A 16,383-nucleotide genomic window follows, 5' to 3' on the forward strand; every position below is an offset into this window, starting at 1 on the left:
GATCCTTCCAGGCGCGCGATCAGGCGGGGTGCGGGCGCCGCGACAGCCGACGCCACCACGCCCGCCACGGCAGGGAGCTCGCGAGCGCCGAGCCGATCACCACGCTGCCGAACCACCCGACGACGACACCCGGGATCGGCACGAGCAGGCTCGCCCAGAGCAGCACCGCGAGCACGCCCAGCACGTACGCCGCCCCGGCCTTCAGGTAGCGCAACCGCTTCAGTCCGGCGGCCTCGTCCAACCGTGAGGTCAACCGCGCCAGGAACACCGCGCCGACGCCGATCGCCGCCACCGCGACCGCGGCCTGTTCGAGCGCTCCGAGCCCGTCGGCGCCGAGCGTGCCCGAGCCCGACAGGCTGTACACCCCGTCCAGGATCTCGAACAGCATGAACACGACGAGCCCCCGCTCGAACACGACCGTCGACGCGTAGGCGTGGATCCGCCAGGCGCCCCGCCCGACCCCGATCGACGCGGTGTCCGACCCGACCCCGTCGAGCGCCCAGGCGGCGACGCGCTTCGACCCGAGGTACGCCGCGATGCCCGCCGCGCCGCCGAGCACGACCGGCAGCAGGGCTCCCGGCGACCACGCGCGGTCGACGCCGACGAGGACGGCCGTCACGGCGACCCCCATCGCAGCGGTGACCAGCGACCAGACGCGAGGCCGCGCGACGGCGGCGAGCCGGGCCTCCAGGCGGCCCAGCCAGGACCTGCGCGACGCACGGTCCGTGTTGAACAGGTACTCGGCGAACACGAGCCAGATGAAGGCGGCGCCGAAGGCGGCGAGGGCCGGGCGCACCTCGGCGAGGTGTGCCGAGAACGAACCGGGGGCGAACACGGCCTCCTGCACGGAGCTCGCCGGGTCGGTCGCATCGCCGACGGCGACCGCCGCCGGCGGGAGGAGCAGCCGCATGGCGAGGACGCCCGCGACGATGCCGAGCGACAAGAAGAGTCGGCGGGCGGGGGAGTGCAGTCGTCCGGCGATGCCGGCCATCGGCACCGACGAGTCGGCGGCCATCGCGATCTCGAGGAGCGCGAGCGCGACGAACGCGAGGGCGGCGGCGGGGCCGAGGACGAACCAGGCCGCGGCGGCGGCCGCGACCGTGGTGAGCAGGGGGACGGTCAAGAGCGATCTCGTGGCCATCACCCCATCCAGCACCGGTCGCCTGGGTGGGTGGTGGAGCGCTCCTGCGCATCAGCCTGGAGGCACGGGTCGATCCGCGCAGAACGGGTGACGGCCCGTCCCCACTTGCGGGGACGGGCCGTCAGGTCACGCGGGTGGGCGGTCGCCTCAGTCGTGGAACGTCTCGATGGACGCGCCGAGCGAGTTCAGGCGCTCCTGCAGCTGCTCGTAGCCGCGGGCGATGATGCCCACGTTGCGCAGGACGCTCTCGCCCTTCGCCGCGAGCATCGCCAGCAGGATGACCACCGCGGGGCGGAGTGCCGGCGGGCAGCTGATCTCGGCGCCGGAGAAGTGCGTCGGACCGGTGACGTCGAGGCGGTGCGGGTCGCGGAGGGTGACGCTCGCGCCGAGGCGGGTCAGGTCGAGCAGATGGATCGCCCGGCCCTCGTACACCCAGTCGTGCACGAGCGTGGTGCCTTCGGCCATGGCCGCGATCACGACGAAGAACGGCAGGTTGTCGATGTTCAGCCCGGGGAACGGCATCGCGTGGATCTTGTCGATCGGTGCGTGCAGTTCGGACGGGTGCACGGTGATGTCGACCAGTCGGGTGCGGCCGTTCGCGGCCGGGTACTCGTCGGTGACGTCGAAGCGCAGGCCCATCTCGGCCAGGGTCGCGAGTTCGATCTCGAGGAACTCGATCGGCGCACGCGTGACGGTCAGCGTCGAGTCGGTGACGATGCCCGCGGTCAGCAGGCTCATCGCCTCGACCGGGTCCTCGCTCGGCCAGTAGTCCACGACCTCGTCGATGCGGCTCTTGCCGGTGATGCGGAGCGTCGTCGTGCCGATGCCCTCGATCTGCACCCCGAGCAGCTCGAGGAAGAAGCAGAGGTCTTGCACCATGTAGTTGGGGCTGGCGTTGCGGATGACGGTCTCGCCGTCGCGGGCTGCCGCGGCGAGGATCGCGTTCTCGGTCACCGTGTCGCCGCGCTCGGTGAGGACGACCGACTTGGTGGGCACGTCCTGGTTCGCGACGCCGACCTCGTACCAGCCGGAGGTCGCCTCGACGTCGACGCCGAACGGACGCAGGGCGATGAGGTGCGGCTCGACCGTGCGGGTGCCGAGGTCGCAGCCGCCGGCGTACGGCAGCCGGAAGGACTCGTACCGGCCACTGAGCGGGCCGAGGAACATGAGCACGCTGCGGGTGCGGCGGGCGGCGTCGGCGTCGATCGCGTCGAGGCGCAGGTCGGACGGGGCGACGATCTCGAGGGTCTCGCCGTCCTCGGACCAGGTGACGCTCGCGCCGAGGCTGCGGAGCACGTCGATGATGCGGTCGACCTCGACGATCCGGGCGACCTTGTGCAGCCGGGTCACGCCGCGGTTGAGCAGCGACGCGCAGAGCAGTGCGACGGCCGCGTTCTTGCTCGAGTTCACGGCGATGGAGCCGCTGAGCTTCCGGCCGCCCTGCACGCGCAGGTGGGCACGCTGCGGGGCGCCGCCGATCGAGACGATCTGCTGGTCGAGGGCGTCGCTGATGCGCGTGAGCATCTCGAGGGACAGGTTCTGCCCACCCTGTTCGATGCGGTTGATCGCGCTCTGGCTGGTGCCGACGCGTTCGGCGAGCTGCGCCTGGGTCATGCTGCGGCCCTTGCGGGCGCCCCGGATGAGGGCGCCGACCTCGCGGAGTGGTGCTGCGGTCGCCGGAGATGCCGGCGAGACGACGGTGGTGGTGTCGGTCATGCGCGCCACGCTAACACGCTCATGAGATAAAACGGGTGCACATCGACACCTGTCGCGCACCTGGTGGTCTCGAATACGTCACAGCTGAGAATTCGGGGGACGAACACGCTCAGGGATCGGTCAGCGTTCCCCGCACGATCGAGTCACCGGAGTGTGCCGGGTCGCCGTCGTCCGCCTCGGCCGAGACGTCCACCACCGGGAACCGCGCGGTGTCCAGGTCGGCGGGCACGGTGAAGGTGCCGCGGTCGCCGTCCAGGTACCCGACGCTCACCAGGCCGGCGAGGTCCGATCGCATCATCCAGACCTCGCGGAGCGGTCCGGTGCCGGAGCGACCGCGTTCACCGTGCAGGTCGACCACGAGCGTCACCCGGCCGTCCCGATCGCGTTCGAGTTCCGCGGTGCCGGACGTGCCGGACCACCCGGGCAGGGGCGCGAGCTCGGTGTCCGCGAGCACGGTCTCGGTGCCGCCGTGGGGCAGCCCGGGGACGACGCCGGTCGCCACACCGATGCCCAGGACGACCGCGAGGACGCCGGCACCCGCGACGACGACCGTCACGAGGCGACGACGACGTGTGCCCGACCGGGGTCGACGGGACACGACGTGGGGCTGCGCGTCGACGGGCGCGGTCACCTGCTGCGGCGTCTGCGCGATCTCGGCAGCGATCCGGTCCCAGACGTGGTCCGGGGGCGCGATCAGCTCGAGGTCGTCGGACGCCCGCGTGACGGCGGCGACCCGCTGCAGCACGGCGACCTCGTCGCGGCACCGGGCGCAGGACGCCAGGTGTTCGGCGACGTCGTCCGCAGCCACCTGGTCGGAGACCGCGAGCATCGCCAGCGTCTCGTCGTCGACGTGCTTCATTCGATCACCTCCAGACGTGTTCGGAGCCGAGCCAGACTTCGGTGGATGTGGCTCTTCACGGTGCCCAGCGGCAGGTCGAGCCGTTCGGCGATCTCACGATGGCTGAGGTCGTCGTAGAACGCCAGTCGCATCACCCGTCTCGGTGTCTCGTCGAGTCGGTCGAGCTCACCCGCGACCAGTGCGCGTTCGGCCAGGTCGAACGCCGGCTCCGGAGCCGGGGTGGTCTCCTCGACCACGTCCGGGTCGGCGGCGCTGGCGTGCCGCCGGCGATCGTTCAGTGCGTCGGCGATGCAGTTGCGGGTGATGCCGACCAGCCAGGCGCCGAGCGGGCCCCTGGTGGGGTCGTAGCTCGTGCTCCGCTGCCAGGCCTTCACGAAGACCTGCTGCGTGACGTCCTCCGCGGCGGCCGGGTCCGCCAGGGCGCGCAGGGCCAACGAGTACACCAGCGACGACCAGCGTTCGTAGACGGCGCGCAGGGCGTGCTCGCCCCCGGCGCGGAACGCGTCGGAGAGTTCGCCGTCGTCCGGGAGGATGGTCGTCACGTCTTCCTGTCGCTGGTGCGGTCGTCGTCGACCACGACCTGATCGTAGGCGGCCGTCGGTCGCCACGGTCAGATCGGTGCCGCGGTGACGAGGAGGTTGCTCTCGTAGTGTCCGGTGCTCGTGTCGAACCGGCCGCCGCACGTGACCAGGACCAGTCGGCGCGGTCCGTCGTCGCGGAACACGTCGCCCCAGGGGAGCCCCTGCTTCTCGAGCATGCTGACGGAGTCGATCCGCCACCGGGTGTCGGTACCGGCAGCGTCGGTGAGGGTGACCGTCGTCCCGCGGGGGACGTCCCGGAGCCGGGCGAAGGGTCCGATGCCGTACCCGACGGCGTCGACGTGGGCGGCGAGCACCACGCTGCCCTCCGACGACGAGGGAGCTGCGCCGAACCGGTACCAGCCGGCCGTCGCGGGATCGGGCGGCAGCCCCATGGCCCCGGTGCGGTCGACGCCCTCGGGCCGGACGGGGGCGCTGATGCCGTCGTGGTCGACGACGATGCTCGTCGGAGCCGGTGCACGCCGGACCGGGGGGATGGTGGCTGCCTGCTGCGGCACCTCGGTGGAGAACGCCGTCGGGACCGGGGTGGGGGTGCTCGTCGGCAGGGCGGGCGGCTGCCCGTCGGGGGCGGATCCTGCCGACGAGCACCCGGTCAGGGATGCGACCGCCGCGGCGACGGCGATGGCCGTCACCGCGGCGGAGCGCACGGGGAACCGCACGTTCAGCGGCGGACCGCTGCGTGACGGCGACGGAGCACGACCGCTCCGACCACGGCAGCGGCGGCCAGGGCTGCTGCCGCACCACCGACGAGCGGCAGGGCGTCCTGACCGTTCGTGGCCACCAGACCGGCGTTGCCGGCGGGGACACCGTTCGGCGTCCCACCGAGGTCCGAGATCGTCTGCGTGGCGAGGGCGAGGTTCGAGTCGTCCAGGCTGCCCCAGGCGTACACGATGGTGTCGGCGCCGGCCGTGACCTCGACGTCCGCCGGGCCGATCACCGGATCGGTCGTGCCGGTCGCGGCGACGCTGGCCGAGACGGTGCCGGCCGGGAGTTCCAGCGCCTGTTCGTCCGGGTTCGACAGGTTCGTGACGACGGCCTCCCCGCCGGCGAGGACGTCGACCGCGGGTGCGGCCGCGACGTGCCGGACGACGAGACGCCCCTGGCCGGCGGGGACGGCGGAGGTGTCGTTGGTGAACACCGTGGCGGTCGGCGAACCGTCCGCCGCGTCGTGTGCGACGGCGGTGTAGTCACCGCCCGCGTCGAACGACACGTCGGCCGGGCCGATGATCGGCTTCGACGCGTCGGTGGCGTCCGAGGCGGTGATCGCGAGCTGGTGGGAACCGGCGGGCACCATCATCGGGCCGGCGAGTGTCCCGGGGGTGAAGTCGTCGATGGCGCGCTCCCCGTCGAGGTAGACGTCCACGGTGACGTCCGGGACGGCGTGCAGGACCGAGAGCGTCGCCTCACCGGTGGCAGCGGTGGCGGCGGTCGCCGGTAGTACGACGGCGGCGGCGGCGAACAGCACACCGGCGCTCAGGCCGGTGACGAGTGTCTTGCGCATGGCGTTCTCCTTCGGGCCGGTCCGGGCCGGAGCGGACGACGTCGTCGTCGACGTCGTACCCCCACTACCTGCCGTGGGCCCCGATCGGATGCACCGGTTCCCTGCTGATCAGCCGAGACGCCGCCAGACCCCTGCTAACGCCCCGGCCCCACCCGCCGATAGACCTCCGTGCAGGCCCACGGACGGGCAGCATCCCGCCCCACGGACGGCGGCGGGACGATCGAGAACCAGGACGGGCCATGATCGTCGTCACACGACTCAACGGCAGCGCATTCGCTGTCAACCCCGACCTCGTGGAGCGCATCCACGAGACGCCGGACACGACGCTCATCATGGTCGACGGGGCGAAGTACATCGTCCGCGAGTCCATGGCCGACGTCATCGACCTGATCGCCGCGTACCGCGCCCGCATCGTCGGGATGGCGTACGGCACCGACCTGCCGACCAGGAACGCCACCGGCCCGCAGCCGACGCTCACCGCGGTCGCACCCCTCCGCACGCAGGACGGGGGTCGCTGACGTGGACATCGCGACGATCATCGGGATCTTCCTCGCCTTCGGCGCCCTGTTCGGCATGGTCGAGATGGAGCACGTCGAGCTCGCCGGACTGTTCCTGCCCGCGCCGATGCTGCTCGTGTTCGGTGCGACCATCGGGTGCGGCATCGCGAGCACGACGCTGAAGGACGCCATCGCGAGCTTCAAGGCCGTGCCGAAGGCGTTCACGGGCAAGGTCACCCCGCCGCAGTCGGTCATCGACGACGTGGTGGGCCTGGCCGAGACGGCGCGGTCGAACGGTCTGCTCGCGCTCGAGCAGGAGGCCGACAAGCACGACGACCCGTTCATGAAGAAGGCGCTGCAGAACATCGCGGACGGCACCGACGGCGACGAGCTGCGGATCCTGCTCGAGGACGAGATCGAGTCGAACGCGGCGCCGACCCGGAGCGCGAGTGCGTTCTTCATGGGCCTCGGCGGGTTCGCCCCGACGGTCGGCATCATCGGCACCGTCGTGTCCCTGACCCACGTCCTCGCGAACCTCGGCAAGCCCGACGAGCTCGGCCCGCTCATCGCGAGTGCGTTCGTCGCGACCCTGTGGGGCCTGCTGACGGCGAACTTCATGTGGCTGCCGATCGGCGGCAAGCTCCGGAAGCTCGCGCAGCTCGAGTCGGACCGGCAGACGCTCCTGATGGAGGGCCTGCTCGCCGTCCAGGCCGGCAGCCAGCCCCGGTTGCTCGGTGAACGCCTGAAGGCGATGGTGCCGCCGGCCGCACGCGCCGATACCACGAAGCGCAAGGCCGGCAAGACCGACCAGGACGTCGACGACCAGCAGCTGGCGGCCTGACGATGAGCGCCAACCCCCGGGGCCGCGGCCGCGGTCGTGCGAAGAAGGGCCACGACGAGGCCGAGCACCCCGACGAGCGCTGGATGGCGTCCTACATGGACATGATCACGGTGCTGATGTGCATGTTCCTGGTGCTCTTCGCGATGTCGACGGTCGACCAGGAGAAGTACATCGCCCTGAAGAACTCCCTGGCGACCGGCTTCGGCGAGGTGAAGTCGCAGAAGGTCGACACCGCCAGCGGCACGGTGGTGACGAAGGACCAGGTCGAGGACGGATCCGGGTACTCCAGCGACAAGTCGCAGGCCGACCACTCGACGGCGTCGTCCGGCGCGGAGGACACCAACGTCGACCCCGCGTCGACCGTCGTGCCGGTGACCGCGACGAAGCAGGACGTCGCCGCCGCGAAGCAGGAGCTGGACGACCTCACCGCGATCGAGACGGCGATCAAGCGGAACCTCGCGAAGGCCGGGCAGACCGCCAACGTGCAGTTCACCGTCGATGCCCGTGGCCTGATCGTCCGGCTCATCGGCAGCGAGACGTACTTCGGCACGAACAGCGCGGACCTGTCCGACCAGGCGAAGTCGATCATGGACGCGATCGCCCCGGTGCTGAAGGGCAGCCACCACGACGTCAGCGTCGAGGGGCACGCCGACCAGCGGAACTCGACGGCGCCGTACGCCACGAACTGGGAACTCAGTGCGGCCCGGGCGACGGGGGTCCTCCGCGACCTGGTCGAGCGCGGCGGGATGCCGGGCGACCACGTGCAGAGCGTCGGCTTCGGGTCGAGCCGACCGCTCGCGAAGGGCGGGACGGACCAGGACCTCGCCCTGAACCGACGGGTCGACATCGTGGTGCTGTCGAACGCCGACCAGGACGTCAGCGCACTGATGCCGGCGCTCGCGAAGGCGCAGGACGGAGCACGCCAGGGCTGAGCCGCCCGCGCAAACGACACGACGAACGCCACTGGGCCGCACCCCCGCCTCCCCAGTACGGGGTACAGCACTGACGGGTGCCACACAGGCGACCGATAGACGCACCCGTGACCGAGACCCTGCCCGCGCCCGAGGTGTACGACTTCGCGCGCCCCTCGACGCTCGCCCGCGAGCACGCCAGGGTCCTCGAACTCGCGTTCGAGACGTTCGCGCGCCAGTGGGGCACGCAGCTCACCGCGAAGGTCCGCGCCGTCAGCCAGGTCACCTGCGAGCAGGTGCAGATGGTGACGTACGACGAGTACGCCGCCTCGCTGCCCGCGCTCACCGGCATGGTGCTGCTGCCGATCGCCGACGTCGTCCCGAAGGGCGTCCTGCAGGTCCCGCTCGACGCCGCCCTGACCTGGGTCTCGCACGCCCTCGGCGCCTCGAAGCCCCTGCCGACCCCGGAGCGCACCTTCACGCCCATCGAGCAGGCCCTCGTGCGCAAGATCGTCGAGGACGCCCTCGACGACCTCCGGTACTCGTTCGGCGGGCTGCTCGCGCACGACGTCACGGCCGGCGGCTTCCAGTTCAACTCGCAGTTCGCCCAGGCCGCCCAGAAGGGCGACCTGATGATCGTCGCGGCGTTCTCGATCCGCGTCGGCGACCGCGTCGCCCCCGGCACCCTCGCCCTGCCGGCCGAGGCCGTGCTGCCGCAGCTCGGCGAGGCCGCCGCCAACGTGTCGCCCGCCGACGCCCAGGCCCTGCTCGACGCGCAGCTCGCGGGCGTGCCCGTCGGGGTCAGCCTGCGCTTCGCCCCGGCGACGGTCCTGCCGACGCAGGTGCTCCGGCTCGCCGTCGGTGACGTCCTGCCGTTGCCGCACCCGCAGCACCGTCCCCTCACCATCGCGGTCGACGGGGAACCCGTCGGCACCGCCGCGGTCGGCGCGAACGGCTCGCGCCTCGCCGGCATCGTCGTCACCACCACCTCGGCCGCCGCCGGCACGTCGTCCGCAACCAGCACGGAGCTCGCATGAACGCCACGACCACCCTCCAGACCACCGCGGCCGAGTCGCTCGCGGCGCAGCTCCCGACGGCCGTCCCGCTGGGCGCACAGCTGCTGCCGGGAGGCGCGACCCCCGTCGTGCTCGAGGCGGCGACCGACGCCGTGGTCGCCTCGTTCGTCGGCGGCCTGTCGGCCGATCTGGCCCTCGTGCTCACCGACCTCGAGGCCGTGATCGCGGCCGGCGGCACCGACCACGGGATCGTCGCCGTCACCGACGTGCTGCGCCCGTCGCTCGAGGCCGCGGCTTCCGTGCTCGGCGTCGGGGTCCTCGGCGAGGCGAGCCGCGAGTCGGCCGCCGCGCTGCTGGCCGACCCCGACACGGTGGTGTTCGAGCTGGCCGCCGGTGGTGTGCCGAGCGGCTGGTTCGGCATCCGCGTGCGCGAGCACGGCACGGTCTCGGCCGCCGCGCCGGTCGGTGTGCCCGCCGGCAACCTCGGCCGCATCAACAACGTCGAGATGACCCTGACCGTCGAGATCGGGCGCACCCGCATGTCGGTCCGCGACGTCCTCGGTATGGAACCCGGAGCGGTCGTGGAACTCGACCGCAGCGCCGGTGCCCCCGCCGACGTCCTGCTGAACGGCCGCCTGATCGCGCACGGCGAGGTCGTCGTGGTCGACCAGGACTACGCGGTCCGGATCACCCGCATCCTCGACGTCGCCGAATCCCTCTGAGCCTGCCCGTGGACACCCTCCTCGTCACCCTCCGCGTCGCGCTGTCGCTCGGCGTCGTGCTCGCCCTCATGTGGGTGCTGCACCGCGCCAGCAAGAAGCGCTTCGCGGGCAGGACCTCCGGGCGCCGCGCGGCGACCGTCGAGGTCGTCGGTCGCCAGGGCCTGGGCGGCAAGGCGAGCGTCGTCGTGGTCGACGTCGAGGGGGAGCGCCTCGTGCTCGGGGTCTCCGAGCAGGGCGTCAGCCTGTTGACGAGCGGGCAGGCGCCCGCTCCCGAACTCACCATCGTGACCGGACCCGTGCAGCTGCCCGTGCGTCCCGCCCCGTCGGCCGACGCGTTCGGTCAGGAACTGGCGCTGCAGGCGGACGCTCCCACGGGCCTCCCGGAGGCCCTGCCGATGCGCCCGCGCAACCGTCGTGCGCAGCGCACCACGCTGCCGACCGCGCAGCAGCTGCAGGGGTCGATCCTGTCGGTCGACACGTGGCGGCAGGCGGCCGCGGTGCTCCGGAACCGGCGGGTCGGGTGACCGCCGCAGGGTCGCACCGGCTGGCGCTGTCCGGACGCGTCGTCGCCCTCGTCCTGCTCGGGCTGGCCGTCGTCGCCGGCTTCCTCATGCTCACCGCGACCGGTGCCCACGCCGCCGGGGTCGTGGAGCCGACCGCTCCCGCCACCCCGACCGCTCCCGCGGACGGCGACTTCAGCGTCAGCGTGAACGGTCCGGACGGCACCCCGTCGTCGGCGGTCGTGACGCTCATCGGCATCACGCTGCTCAGCGTCGCCCCGGCGCTCATGCTCATGATGACGTCGTTCACGAAGATCTTCGTCGTCCTGGCGATGACCCGGAACGCGCTCGGACTGCAGTCGATCCCGCCGAACCAGGTGATCGCGGGCCTGGCGCTGTTCCTGTCGCTGTTCGTGATGGCGCCGGTGCTCGGGCACATCAACGACGACGCGCTGCAGCCCTACCTCGCCGGCCACCTGGACTTCGACCAGGCCGTCGAGATCGGCACGAAGCCCCTGCGGACGTTCATGCTGCACCAGACCCGCGACGAGGACGTCGCCCTGATCACCCGCGCCGCCGGCCTCGACAACCCGAAGTCGATGGCGGACGTGCCGATGACGACGGTCATCCCGGCGTTCATCATCTCGGAACTCCGCAGCGCCTTCATCATCGGGTTCGTCATCTTCATCCCGTTCCTGGTGATCGACCTCGTCGTCTCGGCGGCCCTCATGTCGATGGGCATGATGATGCTCCCGCCGGTCATGATCTCGCTGCCCTTCAAGATCCTGCTCTTCGTCCTGGTCGACGGCTGGGGCCTCATCATCACGTCGCTCATCGAGAGCTACCACGTTGTCTAGGGGGCGCGCATGAACCAGCAGGCCGTCATCGACCTGGTCCTCCAGGCACTCCTCGTGTCGGCGAAGCTCGCGGCGCCGGTGCTCATCACGTCGCTCGTCGTCGGCTTCGCGATCTCGCTGTTCCAGTCCGTGACCCAGATCCAGGAGGTCACGCTCTCGTTCGTGCCGAAGGCCGTCGCGGTCGCGATCGCCCTGGTGATCTGCGGCAACTGGATGATCTCGGAGATGGTGGCGTTCACCCACGTCGCCTTCGACATGATCCCGAAGCTGCTCGGGAGCGGTTGATGGAGCTCAGCGTCGACGCCGACCGTCTGGAGGCGACCATGCTCGCCGGCGTCCGGCTCGTCGCGTTCTTCGTCATCGCGCCGCCGTTCTCGTACCGGGCGTTCCCCGGCACCGTGAAGGTGATCCTCGGGCTCGGCCTGGCGATCGGCGTCGCCCCGCGCGTCGCCGTCGGGTACGAGTCGCTCGCCACCGGGCCGTTCCTGCTCGCACTGCTCACCCAGCTCGTCGTCGGGTTGTCGCTCGGCTTCCTCGTGTTCCTGGTGTTCGCCGCGGTGCAGTCCGCCGGTGCGCTCATCGACCTGTTCGGCGGGTTCACGCTGGCACAGGCGTTCGACCCGCAGTCGCAGGTCAACGGCGCCCAGTTCACCCGGCTGTTCCAGATGGCTGCGCTCGCGCTCCTGTTCACCTCGGGCGGGTACCAGCTCATCGTCGGTGGGCTCGTGCGGTCCTTCGACGCCGTGCCGCTGACCGGGGCGTTCGCCGTCGACGGTCTGGCGCACGCCCTCGTGGCGGCGATGTCGCAGATGTTCCTCGCGACGTTGCAGATCGCCGGGCCCCTGGTGGTCGTGCTGTTCCTGGCGGACGTCGGCCTCGGTCTGCTCACCCGCGTCGCGCCGGCCCTCAACGCGTTCCAGATGGGGTTCCCGATCAAGATCGGGCTGACCGTCCTGTTCGCCGGTGCGCTCTTCATGGCGCTGCCCTCGGTGGTGTCGTCGTTGACCGGCGACGCCGTGCAGGCGATCACGGGACGGGGGTGAGGCGCCGTGTCCGACAGTGGTGAGAAGTCCGAGAAGGCCACCCAGAAGCGCATGCAGGAGGTCCACCGGAAGGGCCAGCTCGGCCGGTCCCAGGACCTCGGTGCGTGGATCGGCATCGCCGTCGTCGCGCTCATGGTGCCGTCGATGATCGGCAACGCGGCAGCCGCAGGCACCGCGCAGCTCGTCGCCGTGCAGTCCGTCATCGCGAACCCGACCATCGGCACCATGAACCACGTGTTCGGCGAGGCGATGGCGAGCGTCGGCGCGACCCTCGGACCGATGCTCGCGGTGGTCCTCGTCGCGGTCACCGCGGCCGCCGTCGCGCAGGGCGGGGTGCACATCCGGAAGCTCGCACCGGAGGCGTCGCACTTCGACCCCATCGCGGGCCTGAAGCGCGTGTTCGGCGTCCAGGCGCTCTGGAACGGGGCGAAGGCCCTGCTGAAGACCGCCGTCGTCGGGCTCGTGCTCTGGTTCGCCGTGCAGGGCCTGATGCCCGTGCTCATGACGAGCGGCTCGCTGCCGTTGTCCGCCGTGCTCGAGGCGGCAGCGGACGGCGCCGGCACCCTGCTCCGCGCCGCGATCGCCGCCGGGCTCGTCCTCGCAGCGATCGACGTGCTCGTCGTCATCCGCCGCAACCGCAAGCGCACCATGATGACCAAGCGCGAGGTCAAGGACGAGCACAAGAAGAGCGACGGTGACCCGCTCGTCAAGGGCCAACGCCGCTCCCGTCAGCTCGCGATGAGCCGCAACCGGATGATCGCGTCCGTGGGCACCGCGGACGTCGTCATGACGAACCCGACGCACTACGCCGTCGCGCTCAAGTACGAGCCGGGCAAGGCCGCACCGCGGGTGGTCGCGAAGGGCGCCGGCCCGGTCGCCGACGTCATCCGCGCCCGTGCCGAGGAGGAACGCGTGCCGATCGTCCGCGACGTCCCGCTCACCCGTGCCCTGCACGCCGCGTGCGAGCTCGGGCACGAGATCCCCGTCGACCTGTACACGCCGGTGGCCCGGGTGCTGTCGTTCGTGATGGCGCTCAAGGCCCGCGGTGCAGCGGCCGGCACCCACGCACCACCGCGGCCGACCACGCCCGACGAGGTCGCGAGCGTCATCGACCCGGCGACGCTCACCGGCGACCTCCGCCCCCGCAGGCTCCGCCCACCGCGCACCGCAGCGAACCAGACCGAAGGACTCCCCGCATGAACCGCAAGGACCTGCCGAAGCTCGTCGTCCCGGTGTTCATCGTCGGCATCATCCTGCTGCTGATCCTGCCGGTGCCGTCGTTCCTGCTCGACTTCCTGATCATCTGCAACATCCTGCTGGCGCTGGTGATCCTGCTCACGACGCTGTTCGTGAAGAAGCCGCTCGACTTCTCGGTGTTCCCGTCGCTGCTGCTCGTCGCGACGCTGTTCCGCCTCGGCCTGAACGTCGCGTCCACCCGCCTCGTGCTCGGCGAGGGCTTCGCCGGCGACGTCATCCAGGCGTTCGGCCACGTCGCCGTGTCCGGGTCGATCATCATCGGCGCGGTGATCTTCCTGATCCTCATCGTCATCCAGTTCGTCGTCGTCACGAAGGGCGCCGAGCGCGTCGCCGAGGTCGGGGCACGGTTCACCCTCGACGCCATGCCCGGCAAGCAGATGGCGATCGACGCCGACCTGAACGCCGGGCTCATCACCGACCAGCAGGCGAAGGACCGCCGGGCCGCGGTCTCCGCCGAGGCCGACTTCTACGGCGCGATGGACGGCGCCTCGAAGTTCGTCAAGGGCGACGCGATCGCCGGCATCCTGATCATCATCATCAACCTGGTCGGCGGCATCGCGATCGGCATGCTGCAGAACGGGCTCTCCGCCACCGACGCCCTGTCGAAGTACGGCATCCTGACCATCGGCGACGGCCTCGTCACGCAGATCCCGGCGCTGCTCATGGCGGTGTCCACCGGCATGATCGTCACCCGCTCCGGCGCGGAGTCCGAGATGGGCGCCTCGGCCGCGACGCAGCTGTCGCAGTCACGCAACGCGCTGATGATCGCCGGCGTCGCCGCCATCGCGATGGGGTTCATCCCCGGCATGCCGATCCTGCCGTTCCTGCTCGTCGGTGCGACGCTGCTGTTCACGGCCTGGCGCATCGGCCGGAACGCCGCGAACGCCGAGTCGGCCGCCGCCGAGCAGCAGGCCCTCGAGGCCGCAGCGCCCACCGGCGACACCCCCGAGGACCTCATCGAGCAGATGCGGGTGCACGCCCTCGAGATCCTCCTCGCGCCCGACCTGGTCGACATGGTGTCCGGCGCCTCCGACGACCTGCTCGGCCGCGTCCGTGCGCTCCGCCGGAAGATCGCCGTCGACATGGGCATCGTCGTGCCACCGGTCCGCACCCGCGACAGCATCGACCTGCCACCGTCCACCTACGCCATCCGGATCGCCGGCGTCGAGGCCGGCCGCGGCACCGCTCCGGCCCGCAGCGTGCTCGCGCTCGGCGACCACCTGGACGGACTGCCGGGCGCCTCGACGGTCGAGCCGGTGTTCGGTCTGACCGGCAAGTGGGTGCCCGCCGGACTCCGGCACGCCGCCGAGATGACCGGCGCCACCGTGATCGACCGCGTGTCCGTCCTCGTGACGCACCTGCAGGCCGTCATCGGCGACAACGCCGCCCGCCTGCTCACCCGCGAGGACGTCAAGGTCCTGACCGAGGGCGTCAAGCAGGTCAACCCCGCCGCGGTCGAGGAGCTCGTGCCGGGCATGCTCTCGATGGCCGAACTCCAGCGCGTGCTGCAGGGCCTGCTCGCCGAGCGGGTGCCGATCAACGACCTCGGCCGGATCTGCGAGGCCCTCACGCTGCGGGCCAAGGCGTCCACCGACCCCGAGGGACTCGTCGAGGCCGCCCGCGCCGCGCTCGGTCCCGCCCTCGCCGCCCGCTACACCGACCAGGGCACGCTCCGCGTCATCATGATCGACCCGCTGCTCGAGCAGTCGATGCTCGAGGGCCTGCGGCCGTCCGAGCAGGGCAGCCAGATCGTCCTCGACGCCCACCGCATCGAGCAGGTGCTCGGGTCCGTCCGCGACGCCGTGCGCAGCGTCGAGGACCAGGGCCTGTCCGCCGTCCTGGTCTGCGCCCCGCAGCTCCGACCGGCCGTGCACCGCATGGTCGCCGCGCAGTCGAACGGGCTCCCGGTGCTGTCGTACCAGGAGGCCACCGCCGCGGGTTCCACCATCGAGACCGTGGGAGTGGTCCGTGCCGCCGACCCGATTGCAGCGTAGCGGCGCCACGCTCGACGAGGTCCGCGACGCCGTCCGGACCGAGTTCGGCGCGGGCGCACGGATCGTCGCCGCCGAGCGGGTCACCACGCCGGGCATCGGCGGGCTGTTCCGCAAGGCGCACGTCGAGGCCACCGTCGAGGTGCCGGAACCGGGGGAGACCCCGACCGCACGCGTGGTCATCGCCGACTCGCCCGTCCAGCGGATCGGGATCGCGGCGCTGCTCGCCGACGCCGAGGAGGCCGAGGCCCGCATCGCGGGTGGTGACGGCACCGCGACCACGCGCGCCGACGCGTTCGCGTCGGTGCTCGACGGCTTCGTGGCGGACGGGATCACGGGGAGCGCCCCGCGCCCGACGCGCGTCCTGCCGGAGCCGGACGGGTCTGCGGACGTCGACCCGCGCCTCCAGGCCGTTGCCGACACCCTGCCAGGAGGCCCGGCCACCGTCCCCGACGCCGCACCCGCCGTGCCCGTGGCCCGGCCCACGGCCCCTGCCGCGCGATCTGCTGTTCCTGCCGCGCGGTCTGCTGTTCCGGCAGTGCGGTCTGCTGATGGTGACCTGGTGCTGCTGGTCGGTCGACCGAACGACGTCGACGCCGCCGCCGGCCTGTTCGCCGTCCGGCACGCACTGCGGCCGACCGACGCCGCCGACCGACGGTCCGCGATCCTCGCCCGCGCCGACGGCGTGCGCGACGGCCACGCCGTGCTCGCCGTGGCGGCCTGGGACGACCGCGCCACGGGCGACCGGATCGAGGCGGACCAGGTCTGGGTCGTCGTCGACGTCGGCCGGAAGCCAGAGGACTCGGCGGCCATGGTCTCCGCGGTGGCCGCACGGCTGCCGGTGGCCGGCGTCGTCGCGATCGGCGCCGGGGAGACCGCCACGCCGGACTCCGTCGACCTGCTGGGGGTCCCCGTCCTGTCGCTAGGCTGAG

At 71.8% G+C, this 16,383-nt stretch carries 18 protein-coding genes; 12 read left to right on the forward strand and 6 right to left on the reverse strand.

All coding sequences use genetic code 11. From position 1 onward, the window contains the following. Positions 1-19: 19 nt before the first annotated feature. The 6 genes from ACVKXF_RS08515 to ACVKXF_RS08540 all read right to left on the reverse strand — a co-directional run bounded on the left by ACVKXF_RS08515 (position 20) and on the right by ACVKXF_RS08540 (position 5,816). A complete protein-coding gene (locus ACVKXF_RS08515) occupies positions 20-1,141 on the reverse strand; it encodes a DUF475 domain-containing protein (protein ID WP_456795460.1) in 1,122 nt (373 codons plus the stop codon). Between the two features lie 147 nt (positions 1,142-1,288). After that, the gene (locus tag ACVKXF_RS08520; protein ID WP_222661084.1) at positions 1,289-2,857 is read right to left on the reverse strand and encodes a helix-turn-helix domain-containing protein; all 1,569 of its coding nucleotides are present in this window, start codon (positions 2,855-2,857) and stop codon (positions 1,289-1,291) included. Between the two features lie 109 nt (positions 2,858-2,966). After that, positions 2,967-3,716, reverse strand: a complete 750-nt coding sequence (locus ACVKXF_RS08525) for an anti-sigma factor (protein WP_456795461.1) — start codon at positions 3,714-3,716, stop codon at positions 2,967-2,969. Further along, positions 3,713-4,258: an RNA polymerase sigma factor gene (locus tag ACVKXF_RS08530; protein ID WP_123312698.1), complete on the reverse strand. Its 546-nt coding sequence runs from the start codon at positions 4,256-4,258 to the stop codon at positions 3,713-3,715. Before ACVKXF_RS08530 ends, ACVKXF_RS08525 begins: the two co-directional genes overlap by 4 nt. Positions 4,259-4,326: 68 nt before the next feature. Beyond that, positions 4,327-4,947, reverse strand: coding sequence for a class F sortase (locus ACVKXF_RS08535; protein WP_456795462.1), 621 nt, complete (start codon positions 4,945-4,947; stop codon positions 4,327-4,329). Between the two features lie 29 nt (positions 4,948-4,976). Then, positions 4,977-5,816 (reverse strand): DUF4397 domain-containing protein, encoded by an 840-nt coding sequence (locus ACVKXF_RS08540; RefSeq protein ID WP_456795463.1) that lies wholly within the window; start codon positions 5,814-5,816, stop codon positions 4,977-4,979. A gap of 239 nt (positions 5,817-6,055) precedes the next feature. On the opposite strand from ACVKXF_RS08540, the gene ACVKXF_RS08545 reads away from it, so the two are divergent. From ACVKXF_RS08545 to ACVKXF_RS08600, 12 genes are all read left to right on the forward strand, one after another. Continuing rightward, positions 6,056-6,334, forward strand: coding sequence for a flagellar FlbD family protein (locus tag ACVKXF_RS08545; RefSeq protein ID WP_222661086.1), 279 nt, complete (start codon positions 6,056-6,058; stop codon positions 6,332-6,334). Position 6,335: 1 nt separating this feature from the next. Beyond that, complete coding sequence (locus ACVKXF_RS08550) at positions 6,336-7,154, forward strand: motility protein A (RefSeq protein ID WP_456795464.1); 819 nt, start codon at positions 6,336-6,338, stop codon at positions 7,152-7,154. A 2-nt stretch (positions 7,155-7,156) separates the two neighbouring features. Next, entirely contained in the window at positions 7,157-8,086 is a 930-nt protein-coding gene (locus tag ACVKXF_RS08555; RefSeq protein WP_396288302.1) for an OmpA/MotB family protein, read from the forward strand. 107 nt (positions 8,087-8,193) lie between these two features. Further along, positions 8,194-9,102 (forward strand): flagellar motor switch protein FliM, encoded by a 909-nt coding sequence (locus ACVKXF_RS08560; RefSeq protein ID WP_340196139.1) that lies wholly within the window; start codon positions 8,194-8,196, stop codon positions 9,100-9,102. Then, positions 9,099-9,803: a flagellar motor switch protein FliN gene (gene fliN, locus ACVKXF_RS08565; protein WP_123312691.1), complete on the forward strand. Its 705-nt coding sequence runs from the start codon at positions 9,099-9,101 to the stop codon at positions 9,801-9,803. The genes ACVKXF_RS08560 and fliN overlap by 4 nt, the downstream gene beginning before the upstream one ends. 8 nt (positions 9,804-9,811) lie before the next feature. Beyond that, positions 9,812-10,327, forward strand: a complete 516-nt coding sequence (locus ACVKXF_RS08570) for a FliO/MopB family protein (RefSeq protein WP_456795465.1) — start codon at positions 9,812-9,814, stop codon at positions 10,325-10,327. Next, positions 10,324-11,160, forward strand: a complete 837-nt coding sequence (gene fliP / locus ACVKXF_RS08575) for a flagellar type III secretion system pore protein FliP (RefSeq protein WP_123313118.1) — start codon at positions 10,324-10,326, stop codon at positions 11,158-11,160. Before ACVKXF_RS08570 ends, fliP begins: the two co-directional genes overlap by 4 nt. 9 nt (positions 11,161-11,169) lie before the next feature. Beyond that, positions 11,170-11,445: a flagellar biosynthesis protein FliQ gene (gene fliQ / locus ACVKXF_RS08580; protein ID WP_123312689.1), complete on the forward strand. Its 276-nt coding sequence runs from the start codon at positions 11,170-11,172 to the stop codon at positions 11,443-11,445. Then, entirely contained in the window at positions 11,445-12,203 is a 759-nt protein-coding gene (locus ACVKXF_RS08585) for a flagellar biosynthetic protein FliR (RefSeq protein WP_123312688.1), read from the forward strand. The genes fliQ and ACVKXF_RS08585 overlap by 1 nt, the downstream gene beginning before the upstream one ends. 6 nt (positions 12,204-12,209) lie before the next feature. Beyond that, positions 12,210-13,403 carry an EscU/YscU/HrcU family type III secretion system export apparatus switch protein gene (locus tag ACVKXF_RS08590; RefSeq protein ID WP_396288309.1) on the forward strand — a complete coding sequence of 398 codons (1,194 nt, stop codon included), beginning with the start codon at positions 12,210-12,212 and terminating at the stop codon, positions 13,401-13,403. Then, positions 13,400-15,454, forward strand: a complete 2,055-nt coding sequence (locus tag ACVKXF_RS08595) for a flagellar biosynthesis protein FlhA (RefSeq protein WP_456795466.1) — start codon at positions 13,400-13,402, stop codon at positions 15,452-15,454. The genes ACVKXF_RS08590 and ACVKXF_RS08595 overlap by 4 nt, the downstream gene beginning before the upstream one ends. Continuing rightward, positions 15,429-16,382, forward strand: a complete 954-nt coding sequence (locus ACVKXF_RS08600; protein WP_456795467.1) for a hypothetical protein — start codon at positions 15,429-15,431, stop codon at positions 16,380-16,382. Before ACVKXF_RS08595 ends, ACVKXF_RS08600 begins: the two co-directional genes overlap by 26 nt. Position 16,383 lies beyond the last annotated feature (1 nt).

The sequence above is a fragment of the Curtobacterium sp. PvP017 genome (genome assembly GCF_054060195.1).